This is a genomic window from Selenomonas sp. oral taxon 126 (genome assembly GCF_001683335.1).
Taxonomy (GTDB): Bacteria; Bacillota; Negativicutes; order Selenomonadales; family Selenomonadaceae; genus Centipeda.
In genome coordinates, this window is sequence record NZ_CP016201.1 from 306,675 (window position 1) to 320,756 (window position 14,082).

A 14,082-nucleotide genomic window follows, 5' to 3' on the forward strand; every position below is an offset into this window, starting at 1 on the left:
TGTGAGAATACAATCTCATATAGCAAAACAACGCAAAAAAGCCGCCCGTGCGGGCGACTCTTGCATGCAAAGTATTTACTTACCGCTTCATGTTGATCAGCGTCTCAAGCATCTCGTCGGAGACGGTGATGATCTTGGAGTTGGACTGGAAGCCGCGCTGCGTGATAATCATGTCGGAGAACTGATCGGCGATGTCGACGTTCGACATCTCGAGTGCGCCCGGTGTCAGCTTTACGCCGAAGTCGGTCGCCGTCTTGATATTCGCCACGCCCGAGTTGTTTGACTCACGGTAGAGGCTGCCGCCCTGCTTTTCGAGTGCCGTTGTGTTGTTGAACTGTGCAACAGCAACCTGTGCCTCGACCTGCCGCACACCGTTCGTATACGTCCCGGTGAGCTTTCCTGTGCTGTCAAATGTCACCTTTGACAGTGTTCCTGCAGCGTGTCCGTCTGTGGTGCCGACAATCGTACTCGTCCCGGCATACTGCGTCACCGCCGAAAGATCGACCGTCACCTCCTGTGTGCCAAACGATCCATTCGTCAGCGTCATTTTGAATGTACCTCCGCCGCTGAGAAGTGCCCCCGATGTGGAGAACTTCATCTTCACAGGCGTGAGCGTTACCGTCGTCGTGCTTCCATCCGCCTCTCGAATCGTAGTCGTCGTGCCCGTGACATCCTTGCCGTCAAGCCCGACCGTCCACTCGTTTCCATCGTCAGTCGTCGCGCCCGATCCCCTTTTCGTCATCGTGTAGAACAGGGGAATGGAGTGCTTATTCCCGAGCGTATCGTATACAGAGATCAGCGTCGTTACCGGAAGACTATGTCCGACACGGTATGTACCGCTTGTCACCGTCGTCTTTGTCCCATCGGACAGCGTGACCGTCAGGGGTTTGTCCTTCGTCGCAGTTGCTTCTTTTGCGTCCTCAATAGAATCTACCGTAACATTTTTCTTCGATTGGACGGCTTTAATTTCCTTCTTCACATCGACACCGGTGATTTTATACATCTGATTCAAACTCTGGACCGTTGTATGGACAAGATGTCCGCCGGCATCTGTATAGCTGTAGTGATCACCGACATTATACGTCTTTCCGGGACCGGGGGGTGTTGCTCCCGGATCATCCATATGCACTGTGCCGTCTGCCAACGTGACCTGAACGGGATTATCCTTTGTCGCCGTAGCAGATCCACTCGTAATGGAAGCTCCCTTATAATAATCGCCGATCTTATACGTTCCCGTTGTGAGCTTTCCAATAATCTTTGTGCCGGCACCGTCTTTCACCGTAAGATCAACCGGCGATGCCGCCGTTGCCGTTACGGACTCACCTGCTGCAAGAGGAACCATACCGTAGCCATCCCCGACGTCGATATTGCCGGTGCCATCGCCCACACGAAGATTCGCCCCATCCCCTTCTTTCGAGACAACAGACATATTGTCGATCTTATAGGTATGTTCATATCCTACAATCTTGGACGTAATCGGTGTCCCCGTACCGCCGGTGCTCACATAGCTGTAATAATCCGTGCCCACCTGATAGGTTTTCCCGGGGATATTCGACACATCATGCACTGACCCATCGGCAAGCTTTAATTTCACCGTCTCACCAGCAACCGTAGTAATACTGCCGGACGTCCCTTCCCTCGTAGCATTACCACCAATCTGATACGTTCCCGTATTGAACTCGCCGCCAACACCGGACGCCGAATAGGCACGCACGGTTGTATTCGCGTTCGCTGTCGCAGACTGCCCCACCATCGTGTTGTTGAGATCGTAGCCATATTTATAATTTGTGCCGGTGGTATTTTTATCAAACGTCCGCGTCGTCCCATCCGCGAACGTCACTGTCACAGGCGAATCGTTCTTGCTTACTGTTACGGTATCCCCTGCAGTCCTATAATCCTGTACCGTGGAGGAATACGCATCGCCAACCTTCCACGTCGCAGTACCCGGCACCTGTACTGTTGAGCCATCCGACAGTGTCAATGTCCGCATGGCACCTCCGCCCGCCAGCTTCGTAACCGTCCGCGTCGCACCGTCCAGATTATTCGTATAGGTCGCCCGCTCGGTCGCCTTTGCACTCATCGTCTTTCCTGCGGGGATGACAATATCCTGCGTGGCGCTCGACGTATTGAGCGAGCCGTTATTTGCCATCCACCCCTGCACGCGGTATCCGGAGCCGGGCATCACATAGTTGCCCTCTGCATCGAACTCGAATGCGCCGTTGCGCGTGTAGAAACGCTCCTGACCGCGATTGACGACAAAGAGACCATTCCCCGTCATCGCAAGGTCGGTGTTTTTGCCCGTCTGCTGCACCGAGGCATCGCCAAAGAGCAGGTCAACACTCGACACACTTGTTCCAAGTCCGACCTGCTTCGGGTTCACACCGCCAATCGAGCCTCTCTCCGGTGCGGATGCCCCCGAGAGTGTCTGCGAGATCATATCTGCGAATGTGACGCGACTCGCCTTGAATCCTGTGGTGTTAACGTTCGCAATGTTGTTACCGACGACATCCATACGGGTATTGTGACTCTTTAGCCCCGACACACCCGAGAACATTGAACGCATCATAACTGCATCTCTCCCTTGAAATCTCTATAGAATTGCTGCGCTGTCAATATTGGTAAATATGTTTTCCTTCGCGCTTGCCTCATCGACTGCCGTGATAACGGTGCGATTCTTTACGCTGATGACCATCGCAAGCCCGCGGCTCATGTAGACAAGCGCGTCGCGTACCCCCTTCTCCTCCATACGGTCGACTGCCGCATCAAGTCGCGTGAGATCGTCCGCCGTGAGGCTGACACCGCGCTGCTCAATGCGCGCCTTCGCGTGTGAGGAGAACTTCGTTCGCCCACCGACCTCGGCGAGCAGAGCCTCGAAAACATTCGTGGGTAGAGACGTTCCCTGTCCCCTGCCGACGCGTGCGCTTCCCTGCTCGGCGCCCCCTTGTACAGCAGGCTGTATCTCCATGCTTTCACCTTTCACTTTTATAACATACTTTATAACACATTTTTACACACACTATATCGTATGTTTTATATCTAAACTTAAATGAATTATAGACAGGTTTTACATCATCACGTCCAACATATATTTTGTAGTGCCTCATAGATACACTAATGATGAGGTGATACATATGAACACAAAACTGATGATAACCAAAAGAAAACGCGGAGAGGACGGGCACAAGACCCTGTCCATCCGCGTTCGGGAAGATATTATCAATCGACTTGACACACTCGCTGACGAGACGGGACGCTCGCGCAACGAGCTCATCGGTCTGCTCCTCGATTTCGCCATCAACAATAGCGAGGTTGTCGCTGAGAAATAATTTTGCTTGCGCCACGTTAGAAAATGGAGTAACATAACGGAAGGCATAACATTCCGAAAAAATCCGGAGTATTTCGAAGCATAATTTTCCTAAAAAGGAGGTCTCCCATGTACGAACATATCAAATGTGCCGTAGAGAACGACATTGCGACGATCACGATCGACCGCCCTGCCTCGAACAACGCGCTGAATGCGCCGATGTTCCACGATCTGATCGCTGCGGTGGAGTGCTGTGATGCAGACGATGCGGTGAAGGTTCTCATCATTACGGGCGCGGGCAAGAATTTCTCCGCCGGCGGTGATATCAAGGAGATGGCATCGTTCGACTTCATCAGCTACGATCTCTCCATTCTGACAGGGCAGGCATCGCTTTCCTTGCGTAAATGCTCGAAGCCCGTGATTGCGATGGTGAACGGTGCTGCCGCAGGTGCGGGGTGCGGCATCGCGCTCGGTGCGGATTTCCGCATCATGACGGAGGAGAGCTGCCTCCTCACGGCGTTCTCCAGTGTCGGGCTGCCGGGCGATACGGGCTGTATCTACCATCTGAAGCAGATTGTCGGACTCGCAAAGACAATCGAGCTGATGGCACTGAGTCCGCGCATCTACGGCAAGGAGGCATTCCGGCTGGGACTGACGACGCGGCTTGCCCCCGACGGGAAACTCGAGGAGGAGACGCAGTCGTTCACCGAGAAGCTGCTGCGCCGCCCGCTCAGTGCGCTCGCACTGCAAAAGCAGCTCTACTACGAGGTGTTCTACCGTGACTACATGGCGTACAGCCGCCTCGAAGCGGAAAACCTCGCAAAGGCGGGTGCATCCGCCGACCATCGCGAGGCGGTAACGGCGTTCATCGAAGGGCGGAAGCCGATTTTTAATCAGAATGATTAAGGCTTGAAAAAGGACACGGATTGTAGTATCTTTAGTAAAGAATTTCCTAGCTGACATTCGTTAGCCAATAGAAATCCCCCTCGGGCGTGATGACCCGAGGGGGATTTTTCACTGAGCGAGTATAAATTTTCATTGTAAAACCGGCAATCGCAAAAATTTCTGCGATTGCCGGTTTTTACTGCCATGACATATGCAATTTTCGTCCCTGCGCCGCACAATCTGACAGGTAGAGATTGATGAGCGTCTGGTAGGGAATCCCGACTTCTGCGGACTGCGCCTTGAAGTAGGCAACCGCTTCGTTGTTGATGTTGATCGTGATCTGTTGTCTGAGACGTTTGGTATAGGGATTTTTAATTGCATCCGAGAAATCATATTCTTCTTTCATACCATATACCTCCTAAAGGCGTTCCCAATATTGACTTTCCTCTCTTTTGGTTGCTTTTCGAGCCGATATGAGACGGAGTACGTCACCCATACGATAACAATGACAAACAACCAGTACACGACTTGCTTCACTCATCCCCATCATGACAAATCGCTCTTCATTCTGAGAGTGATTTTCATCATACTTTAAGAGTGCTTCATCATCATAGAAAACCGTCTCTGCTTCTTCAAAGGACACGCCATGTTTCTTCTGATTGGAGAGGTTCTTGGCTTCATCCCATGTGACGTTCATACCTATAATTATATTATACATATATTCTACCGTCCGTCAATCAAAACTCCTGCCGTACGCCCGTGTAGAACGCGCGCTTCTTCGAGCTGTTCACGTCGTTCCACTCGCCGAAGAGGTAGGTGCCGCCGCGCAGCTGATACTGCGCGCGCAGACGGAGGGTAGGATCGTTCGGGTCGTAGGCGTCGGCGGAGAATTTGAATTTCTCGCCCGCATAGGCGTCGACGCCGACGCCCGCCGCGCCCGCGACGACGCCCGCACGTGCGCCAAAGGAGGTGCCGCGCGTGCCGACCTGTGCGTTGAATTTGTCCCCGCCGCCGATATCGTCGACGCCGAGGGTCGCGTACAGCCCCTTCGTCTCACCGACATCGAGGTTGAAGTTCGTGCGCCAGTCATCCGCCTTGCCGCTGTACATGGCATCGACCTTCGGCGTGATCTTGACGTTTTCGAGCCGCCCCATGAGTCCGTTCGCCTTGTCCGACATCGTGCGCGCGTTGTGGATGAGGGCGCGCGCGTCCTCCTGCGTCTGCTTGTCGCCCGCAACGGACTCAATGCCCTCTGCGATCCGCAGCATGCGCTCCGAGGTCTCCGTGATGTTCGTGAGCGTCTTTTTCAGATTCTCCGCCGTCTGAGGATCTGCACCGACGGTCTCGAGATTTGTCATGACGCGCTCGACGCTCTCTGTGGTCTGCGCGAGATTTGCCGACATGGTGTTCATGTTTGCGAGCATTTCATGCAGATTGCCGCGATTCTCCGCCGCCATCTGCTCGAGCGTCGCGGTCAGCCCGTCGAGGTGTGCCGTCATCTGCTCCATGTTGACGACGAGCTGCACCATCGAGGTCTGGAAGCCGGGCGCGCCAACGATGTTGTTGATCGACGTGAGCATTGCCTCGACCTGAATAATCATCTTGTTCAGCTCGGTGAACATCGTGTCCATGCCCATCTCGTCCGCGCCGTAGAGGTAGTCGCCGCCCGTGTAGAAGTCCGTGCTCGCAGACGGTGTGATGATGACGAATTTGTCCCCCATGATGCCGGGCTGCCCGATGGTGACGGAGGAGCCGCGCGGGATTTTCACACCGTCCTGAATGACGAGGGAGACGGTGACCCCCGTACCATCGTTCACAATCTCCCCGACGTGCCCGATGGGAACGCCCGAGAGGAGCACCTGCGCCTCCGGGTTCAGTCCGACGGCGCGCCCGAAGCCTGCGTAGATGGTATAGTCCTGACTCCCGCCGAGGCGCAACCCACCAAAGAACATGATGACGGCAATGAGGAGCGCCGCGCCTCCGAGTGTAAATGCGCCGACCTTTGCCTCAGCACTCATGCCCCTGCCTCCCTTCGCTGGTGCAGCGTACGGAAAAATGCCTGTACGCGCTCATCCTTTATATCCTGAAAACGCTCTGCCGTGTCCACGGCGATGAGTTCCCCGTCGTAAATCATGGCAATGCGGTCGGCGATGCGGCTTGCGCTCGCCATGTCGTGTGTGACGACGACGGAGGTCACATCGAGCTGCCGCTGCATGTCGATGATGAGTTCGTCAATCTTTGCCGTCATGATGGGGTCAAGCCCCGAGCTCGGCTCGTCGTAGAAGATGATCTCGGGGTCAGTCGCAATCGCACGCGCGAGCCCCACGCGCTTTTTCATGCCGCCCGAGAGTTCCTGCGGCATGAGTGCTGCCGCATCCGGCAGTCCGACGAGGGCGAGTTTCTCCGCGACAATGCGTACAATCTCCTCGTCGGTCTTCGTCGTGTGCTCGCGCAGCCCGAAGGCGACGTTCTCGCCGACGGTCATGGAGTCAAAGAGCGCGGAATATTGGAAGACCATGCCCATGCGCAGACGCACGCGGTCAAGCGCATTTTCGCTCATTGCAGCGATGTTTTCGTCTCCGATATAGATCTCTCCCGATGTTGGGCGATCCAAACCGATCATAAGCCGCAGGAGGGTGGACTTGCCCGAGCCGGAGCCGCCGATGATAGCGATGGTCTCCCCCTTTTCGATGGTGAGGGTGATGCCCTTGAGCGCATCCTTGTCCCCGAATCGCTTGCGCACATTCTTTAGTCGTATCATGGCGCCCTCCGCCTAGAACAGGAAGAACGTCAGGACGGCGTTCAGGATGAAGATGACAATGATGGAGGTGACGACGGTCTGCATGGTTGCCTTGCCGACACCCTCCGCACCGTTTGGCGCGTTCAGCCCGTAGTGACAGCCGAGGACGGCAATGACGTTGCCGAAGAAAATCGCCTTGATGAGTCCGCCCGCCATGTCGTAGATCTCAGCGAACTGTGTGATGGAGTGCGTGAACGTATAGGGTGAAATCCCCGAGTAATGCACAGCTGTCATATATCCGCCAAGGACACCAATCACGTCGCCAAATACGGTGAGAATGGGCACGACGATCATGCACGCGAGCATGCGCGGCACAATGAGATAGTTCACGGGACTGACCGCCATGACGCGCAGGGCGTCGATCTGCTCCGTGACCTTCATAGTGGAAACCTCCGCCGTGATTGCTGCGCCCACGCGTCCCGCGCAGACGACACCGACAAGGACGGGGCCGAGCTCGCGCCCAATGCCGATAGCGATGACCGCGCCAATGGTGCTCTGCGCTCCGTAGCGGATGAATTCGTGCGCAATTTGGAGGGTGAGGACAATACCCGTAAAGAGAAGGGTGAGTCCGACGATGAGGAGGGAATCCGCGCCGAGGTGCGCCATCTGGTAGACGATGCTTCGCACGCGCAGACGCTGTGTGACCTGCCGCACGGTCTCGCCATAGAGGAGGGTGATGCGGCCGATGTTCGCGAGGTGTGTGAGGACAAAGCGTCCCACTGCCTCAAAGATGCGCTGCATAGATTCCCTCCTCTCGATATACACAAGATACCCGCAACAGTGCAACGCACCTCGCAAACGCTTAGCTACGCAAGCGGTCGGGCAAGGCGCCCCTACCACCGCTTACGCGGTTCCCCTCCCCCGTTGCGAACGGGGGAGGCTTTTAGATCATGGCATATTAGCTTCCCCCGCACGGAGCGGGGGAAGTGGCGAGCTTGCGAGCCGATAGGGGCGCTCCAAAAGTCACCGCGTGAACTTCTCCGCCTCGCTCCGCGCGAGTTCGTCACAGCGCTCGTTGCGCGCGTTGCCCGCGTGCCCCTTGACCCAGTGAAACTGCACGCACCGTGCGGCAAACGCCGCGTCAAGCTGCATCCAGAGATCCTGATTGAGCACGGGCTCTCCGTCCGCCTTCTTCCACCCGCGTTTTTTCCACGCGGGCAGCCAGAACTTCGTGAATGCATTCTTGAGATACTGACTGTCCGTATAGAGTGCAACGCGTGCGCCCTCCGGCACGGCGTTCATTGCCTCCAGTGCCGCTGTCAGCTCCATGCGGTTGTTCGTCGTCTCAGGGTCACCACCGCTGCACTCTCTGACCTCGCCCGTTGCGACCGTCTCAATGACGGCAGCCCAGCCGCCCGCGCCGCCGGGATTACGGAGACACGAGCCGTCCGTGTGGATGATATAGTCTGCGTCAACGGGTTCTTCGACGGGCGGCGCGGATGATTTTTTCGCCGCTGTACCGCTCTTTGCAGCACGCGGCGCAGATAAATCCGCCGCCCCCTCCAACCAGTCACGAGCTTCTGCTTCGGTCATAAAGCCCTTATACACTGCGCCCTGAAAGCCCTGCACCTGCGCGGAACACTCCGCCCATACGGTAAAGATGCCCGTTTTGCGCCCGCGCTTCACGGCATAAAAATTCTTTGCCACAGTATGTCCTTTAATACGAGTACCGATAGCCAATCGAGAGCCCGATGCCGTTGTAGCCTGGATTCTTCGTCCGCTGTCCGTTCGACACATGATGCCCCAGATAGGCAACACTCAGAGCGCTCTTCTCATTAAACTTGTACGTCACACGCGGCCCGATCCGCCACATGAAGCCGTAGTTGCGCGTGTGCGCGGGATGCACGTCGTTGTAGACGAGAACGCCCCCCGTCGCGTCAAACGAAGCCTCCCATTTCGAGCCGAGCGGCTTCGTCCAGCGCACCATGTACGCGGGGCCTGCACCGACGGCGGACGAGTCGAGGCGCACGTCGGGCGTGTCCTTCTCCGCCCACGAGCCGATGGCACGCGAGACGGTCAGCCCCCAGTGGAGCGACATACCGTGCATCTCCTTGTACTGACGGAAGACGTGCAGATTATAGAGGTCGATGTAGCGCCGCTCGCCGCGATGTTCCAGATAGTCCATCTGGATCTCCGCCTTTTTGTCCTGCACCGCGGAATCTCCCATGTGCATCTGCATCGTATGCCCGTCCGCCTCTGCGGGCGCAGCCGCTGCTGTCCCCGCCGCACCTAGCGCGAGTACAGCCGCAAGTGCTGTCATTTTCGTTTTGAAAAAAGTCATATCCGTCACCTCCAACGAGTGAAAAGCTCCGCCTCAATGCCGAGGCGGTCAAGGATCTTTCCCACCATCATATTGACGAGATCATCCAGCGTCTCGGGGCGATGATAAAATCCGGGCGCAGCGGGCATGATAACGGCGCCTGCGCGTGCAAGCCGTAGCAAATTCTCAAGATGAATCTCGTGCATGGGCGTCTCGCGTGGCACGAGGAGAAGCCGCCGCCCCTCCTTGAGCGTCACGTCCGCCGCACGCGTGAGAAGATCGTCCGTCACGCCGTGGGCGATTGCACCCGCCGTCTTCATCGAGCAGGGCAGGACGACCATCGCATCCATGCGGAACGAGCCGCTCGCGATCGCCGCGCCCACATCCTCATTCGGATAGAGAACCAAGACGCGCCGCGAAAGCTCCTCCATCGTCACGCCGCACTCGTAGTCCAGCACGCGCTGTCCGCTGTCCGTGATAACGGCGTGGACTTCGATCCCCTGCTCACGCAGTACGTCAATCAGGCGGAGCGCATACACGCTGCCGCTCGCGCCCGTGATGCCAACGACAAGGCGCTTCATCGAATGACCGTGACGCCGCCCATGTACGGGACGAGCGCCTTCGGCACGAGGACGGAGCCGTCTGCCTGCTGATTGTTCTCGAGGATTGCCGCAACCGTGCGACCAACGGCGACCCCCGAGCCGTTCAGCGTGTGAAGGAACGCGGGTTTTGCGCCGCGTTCGGGACGATATTTGATATTTGCGCGGCGCGCCTGATAGTCCGTGCAGTTCGAGCAGGACGAGATCTCGCGGTATTTGTCCTGCGCGGGCATCCAGACCTCGATGTCGTAGGTCTTTGCCGAGGTAAAGCTCATGTCGCCCGTGCAGAGCTGCACGACGCGGTATGGCAATTCGAGCGTCTTCAGCACGTCCTCCGCCGCCTCCACCATCGTCTCAAGCTCATCCCAGCTCGTCTCGGGCGTGACAAATTTGATCAGCTCCACCTTGTTGAACTGGTGCTGACGAATGAGGCCGCGCGTGTCGCGCCCCGCGCTGCCCGCCTCCGCGCGGAAGCACGCCGTATAGGACGTGTAGTATTCGGGCAGCTGCTCCGCGTCCAGAATCTCGTCGCGGTGGTAGTTCGTCGTCGGCACCTCTGCCGTCGGCACGAGGTAGTAGTCGAGCCCGTCGAGCTTGAACATATCCGCCGCGAACTTCGGCAGCTGCCCTGTCCCGACCATGCTGTCGGCGTTCACGACGTAGGGCGCAAGCATCTCCGTATATCCGTGTTTCTCCGCGTGGAGATCCATCATGAAGTTGATGCACGCGCGCTCGAGACGCGCACCGAGCCCCTTGTAGAACGTGAAGCGCGCGCCCGTTACCTTTGCCGCACGCTCCGCATCGAGCACACCGAGTTTTTCCCCAATATCCCAATGCGCCTGCGGCTCGAAATCAAACGTGCGCGGCGTGCCCCAGCGGCGCACCTCGGGGTTCTCTGTGTCGTCCTTGCCGATCGGCACGTCGGCTTTCGGCATATTCGGGATTTGGAGCAGGAGGTCACGCAGCTTCGCCTCCACCTCGCGCAGATCCTCGTCGAGCGCCGTGATCTCATCGCCGAGCGCGCGCATCTCCGCGACCACATCGTCCGCGCTCTCGCCCGCCTTCTTGCGCACGCCGATCTCCTTTGAGACGGCGTTGCGGCGTGCCTTCTTCTCCTCGACATCCTGCAAAATCGTGCGGCGGCTCTCCTCAAGCGCCGTGAACGACGACAGATCGAGAGAATTGCAGCGGTGCTTCAGCATTTCCTGCACTGCGGGCAGATTCTCGCGCACAAATTTCATATCCAACATCAGAAATCACTCCATTATATAGTTTGTTATCTGCTATCATAGTACAAAGGGCGCACTTTGTAAAGAAAAGACCACCTTCTTCATCCCTGTTTCACACAGGTATAGTAAAATCAACGCGAAAAGGAGAGCACTCTAATGAAAATTTTACCGTGGACGGGCGACTCCATCTTTCCCGCCCTCTGCGCCACTCTGCTCGCGTGGCGAAAGTCTGCGCCCGACGTGCGCGACCTGCCGTGGCGCGACGAGCCGACGCCGTATCACGTCTGGATCTCCGAGATCATGCTTCAGCAGACGCGCGCCGCCGTCGTGCGCGCCTACTATCTGCGTTTCCTCGATGCCCTGCCGAGCGTCCGCGACCTCGCCGCCGTGGACGACGACGCACTCATGAAGCTCTGGCAGGGACTCGGCTACTACAGCCGTGCGCGCAACCTCAAACGCGCGGCACAGGTGATTGTCGCAGAGCACGGCGGCGATCTGCCGAACGACTTCGACGCACTGCTCGCCCTCCCCGGCATCGGACGCTATACGGCGAGCGCAATTTCCTCATTCGCCTACGGCGCGCCGCGCCCCGCAGTCGACGGCAACTTCCTGCGTGTCGCCGCGCGCGTCACGGCGAATCCCATCGACATTGCAAAGGACGCATCGAAGCGCGCACTCGAAGCCGCGCTCGCGCCCTCCTATCCGACGAGACGCGACGCAGGACTCCTCAACGAGGCATTCATGGATCTCGGCGCGACCATCTGTCTGCCGAACGGCGCACCGCTCTGCCACAGCTGTCCCGCCGCACGCCTCTGCCTCGCGCATGAATACGGCACGGAGCAGAACTATCCCGTCAAGACCGCACTCAAGGCGCGCCGCAAGGAGCAGCGCACCGTCCTTCTCCTCTCCTGCGGCGGGCAAATTGCCATACGAAAAAGACCCGCGCGGGGTCTCCTCGCGGGTCTCTGGGAATATCCGAATCTCGACGGAAAACTGACGAAGCGTGCCGTGCGCGCACATCTCGAAGCGGAGGGCTATCACGTCCTCGCCATCGCACCGCTGCCGCCCGCGCGCCACATCTTTTCACATATTGAATGGAATCTGACGGGCTGGGCGGTCAGCGTCGCAGAATGGAACGAACCGCCGCTGATGGCGGCAGAGGAGATAGACGGCGCGCCCGCCCCACTTCTCTGGGTGCGCCGTGAGGAACTTGCGGACAAGTACAGCATCCCCGCTGCATTCGGCTACTTTACGCCGAAATAAAAAGTGCAGCTGCTGCACGAAGGTCGAAATGACTCCGTGCTGTAGCTGCGCTTTTTCTATGGCTGAAAGATCAGTGTTTTTTCAAACCAGAGTTTGATCGGGTAGCCCTGATAGACGATCGGGGCAAAGCGCATCCGCCAGAACGCCTCGTCTGCCGCCTGACGGAAGCCAAGATTCGGTGCATCAGTCAGTATGCGCACAGATTCAATGCTGCCATCCGTGCCAACGAGCACGCGCCCCGTGACCGAGACGGTCTCAGAGTAGCCAAGAGAACGCGCCTCTTCTGGATAATACGCCTCTGCATCGCGCAGGATTTGGTAAGAAATCCCTGCGGCAGATGCCGCCGTATATGAGCCGTCTCCATTATCAGAGAATCCAGCTCCCAATCCCGACGCCTGACCTATTCCGCTGCCTCCTGCAGCAGATGAGGCTCCGTTATCCTCTCTGCCATCTGACGAGACTCCGCCAGATGTAGGTATTGCATCCGAACTCTGTTCGCCGCTTGGCGCAGCAACAATAGATGCAATCGCATGCTCCACAGGCGGAACCACGCGATCAAGCTCCTGCATTGTCGGAGCACTAGCAGCCTTTATACTGGGCAGCATACTTTGTGCCGACATGTCCGCATGGCTGCTCTCCCGTTTTACTTCCTCGATCTCCCCCGCGCCGCCAGCACTTCCTTCATTCGCCGAACTCTCTACTGCCGCCGCGACCTGCGTCTCCGATAGGAAGCCAACCTGCAGAGGTGTACTCGGCAGCGGCGGCGAGGCGAACCAGTCCAGTCCGATAAGAAGCAATATGCCTATAATACCGACATGTACAGCGAGTGACAAACCGCCGTAAATTTTCCATGAACGCGTATGCATCGTCTCACCCCGGTGTATTGGTCGCAATGTAGACCTTCTCAATACCGAGGCGCTTCACCACATCCATGATCTGCACAACCGTCCCATAGGACGCCGCCGTATCGCCGCGCAGGATGACAGAGATATCCTCTCCACGAGCTGCATCCTCCGTGAGGCGCGCGGTAAGCTCGCGCAGACTCATCAGATCTCGTTCGTAGTAGATCCCGCCATCCGCCGTGATCGTGATGGGAATATTGCGCGTCATGCTGACCTTTGCACTCTCCGCCTGCGGCAGTGTAAGCGGCATACTCTTCTGCACGACCATCGAGAGCATGCTCATCATGAAGAAAACGAGCAGAAAGAAAATGATGTCAATCATCGGAATGATCATCAGCTGCGGGCGTTCCTCCTGCGGCAGAAGGTCAAGCTTCACCGCGCTCACCTCCCACATGCGCCAGATACATCGTGGCAGAGTACTCCACATCCGCTATGATGCCGTTCGCCCGATGCGAGAGATAGGCATAAAGACTCAGCGCAAGAATCGCGACGAGCAATCCGCTCGCCGTTGCAACCAGGGCCTCACCGACACCGCCTGTGATGGCAAACGGCTCTCCCTCGGCAACAGACAGTACGCTGAATGAGCTAATCATGCCAATGACTGTCCCCAACAGACCTAGAAGCGGCGCCATCGTCACGATCACACTCAGATACTCAAGATAACGGCGCAGCGCAAGCGCCTTTTTCTTTGCTGCCGCCTGCACGAGCTCCTCTTGCCGCACATTCTTATGGGTACGCTCCTCGAGCGCAGTCAGCAGGACCTCTCCCGCCGCACCGCCGGAGGTTCGACAGAGCTCAGCAGCACGTGCATCATCCCCTGCAGCGAGCGCCGCACAGAAC

The 14,082-nt window shown here is 57.5% G+C and carries 17 protein-coding genes; 3 read left to right on the forward strand and 14 right to left on the reverse strand.

The window, feature by feature from the left end:
* Window positions 1-79 precede the first annotated feature (79 nt).
* Together AXF19_RS14880 and AXF19_RS01310 are read right to left on the reverse strand one after the other, a co-directional pair.
* Window positions 80-2,566, reverse strand: a complete 2,487-nt coding sequence (locus tag AXF19_RS14880) for a flagellar hook-basal body complex protein (protein ID WP_066844010.1) — start codon at window positions 2,564-2,566, stop codon at window positions 80-82.
* A 24-nt stretch (window positions 2,567-2,590) separates the two neighbouring features.
* On the reverse strand, window positions 2,591-2,965 hold the full coding sequence (locus tag AXF19_RS01310) for a TIGR02530 family flagellar biosynthesis protein (protein ID WP_066844013.1): 375 nt from the start codon (window positions 2,963-2,965) through the stop codon (window positions 2,591-2,593).
* A 166-nt stretch (window positions 2,966-3,131) separates the two neighbouring features.
* Here AXF19_RS01310 and AXF19_RS01315 point away from each other — a divergent pair, with 166 nt between their 5' ends.
* Together AXF19_RS01315 and AXF19_RS01320 are read left to right on the forward strand one after the other, a co-directional pair.
* A complete protein-coding gene (locus AXF19_RS01315) occupies window positions 3,132-3,326 on the forward strand; it encodes a ribbon-helix-helix protein, CopG family (protein ID WP_066844016.1) in 195 nt (64 codons plus the stop codon).
* A gap of 107 nt (window positions 3,327-3,433) precedes the next feature.
* A complete protein-coding gene (locus tag AXF19_RS01320; RefSeq protein ID WP_066844019.1) occupies window positions 3,434-4,210 on the forward strand; it encodes an enoyl-CoA hydratase/isomerase family protein in 777 nt (258 codons plus the stop codon).
* Between the two features lie 175 nt (window positions 4,211-4,385).
* Here AXF19_RS01320 and AXF19_RS01325 read toward each other — a convergent pair whose 3' ends face one another.
* The 9 genes from AXF19_RS01325 to serS all read right to left on the reverse strand — a co-directional run bounded on the left by AXF19_RS01325 (window position 4,386) and on the right by serS (window position 11,098).
* Window positions 4,386-4,595, reverse strand: coding sequence for an antitoxin (locus AXF19_RS01325; protein WP_066844021.1), 210 nt, complete (start codon window positions 4,593-4,595; stop codon window positions 4,386-4,388).
* 12 nt (window positions 4,596-4,607) lie between these two features.
* A complete protein-coding gene (locus AXF19_RS01330) occupies window positions 4,608-4,886 on the reverse strand; it encodes a BrnT family toxin (RefSeq protein ID WP_066849936.1) in 279 nt (92 codons plus the stop codon).
* A 40-nt stretch (window positions 4,887-4,926) separates the two neighbouring features.
* Window positions 4,927-6,207: an MlaD family protein gene (locus AXF19_RS01335; protein ID WP_066844023.1), complete on the reverse strand. Its 1,281-nt coding sequence runs from the start codon at window positions 6,205-6,207 to the stop codon at window positions 4,927-4,929.
* Window positions 6,204-6,950 (reverse strand): ABC transporter ATP-binding protein, encoded by a 747-nt coding sequence (locus AXF19_RS01340; protein ID WP_066844026.1) that lies wholly within the window; start codon window positions 6,948-6,950, stop codon window positions 6,204-6,206. The genes AXF19_RS01335 and AXF19_RS01340 overlap by 4 nt, the downstream gene beginning before the upstream one ends.
* Before the next feature lie 12 nt (window positions 6,951-6,962).
* Window positions 6,963-7,730: an MlaE family ABC transporter permease gene (locus AXF19_RS01345; protein ID WP_066844029.1), complete on the reverse strand. Its 768-nt coding sequence runs from the start codon at window positions 7,728-7,730 to the stop codon at window positions 6,963-6,965.
* Window positions 7,731-7,952: 222 nt separating this feature from the next.
* Window positions 7,953-8,636 carry a ribonuclease HI gene (gene rnhA, locus AXF19_RS01350; RefSeq protein ID WP_066844033.1) on the reverse strand — a complete coding sequence of 228 codons (684 nt, stop codon included), beginning with the start codon at window positions 8,634-8,636 and terminating at the stop codon, window positions 7,953-7,955.
* 10 nt (window positions 8,637-8,646) lie between these two features.
* Window positions 8,647-9,270 carry an acyloxyacyl hydrolase gene (locus tag AXF19_RS01355; RefSeq protein ID WP_442983832.1) on the reverse strand — a complete coding sequence of 208 codons (624 nt, stop codon included), beginning with the start codon at window positions 9,268-9,270 and terminating at the stop codon, window positions 8,647-8,649.
* A gap of 5 nt (window positions 9,271-9,275) precedes the next feature.
* A complete protein-coding gene (locus tag AXF19_RS01360) occupies window positions 9,276-9,830 on the reverse strand; it encodes a UbiX family flavin prenyltransferase (RefSeq protein ID WP_066844036.1) in 555 nt (184 codons plus the stop codon).
* Window positions 9,827-11,098, reverse strand: coding sequence for a serine--tRNA ligase (gene serS, locus AXF19_RS01365; RefSeq protein WP_066844039.1), 1,272 nt, complete (start codon window positions 11,096-11,098; stop codon window positions 9,827-9,829). Before serS ends, AXF19_RS01360 begins: the two co-directional genes overlap by 4 nt.
* Window positions 11,099-11,233: 135 nt before the next feature.
* Between serS and AXF19_RS01370 the strand changes: the two genes are divergently transcribed.
* The gene (locus tag AXF19_RS01370; protein ID WP_066844042.1) at window positions 11,234-12,340 is read left to right on the forward strand and encodes an A/G-specific adenine glycosylase; all 1,107 of its coding nucleotides are present in this window, start codon (window positions 11,234-11,236) and stop codon (window positions 12,338-12,340) included.
* Window positions 12,341-12,396: 56 nt separating this feature from the next.
* Here the strand turns inward: AXF19_RS01370 and AXF19_RS13300 are convergent, their stop codons facing one another.
* The 3 genes from AXF19_RS13300 to AXF19_RS01385 form a co-directional block, all read right to left on the reverse strand.
* A complete protein-coding gene (locus tag AXF19_RS13300; protein ID WP_216634953.1) occupies window positions 12,397-13,173 on the reverse strand; it encodes an energy transducer TonB in 777 nt (258 codons plus the stop codon).
* A gap of 37 nt (window positions 13,174-13,210) precedes the next feature.
* Complete coding sequence (locus tag AXF19_RS01380; protein ID WP_037345694.1) at window positions 13,211-13,618, reverse strand: ExbD/TolR family protein; 408 nt, start codon at window positions 13,616-13,618, stop codon at window positions 13,211-13,213.
* Window positions 13,608-14,082: MotA/TolQ/ExbB proton channel family protein (locus tag AXF19_RS01385; protein ID WP_237141644.1), on the reverse strand; the 475-nt coding region annotated here is incomplete at its 5' end. The genes AXF19_RS01380 and AXF19_RS01385, both read right to left, overlap by 11 nt.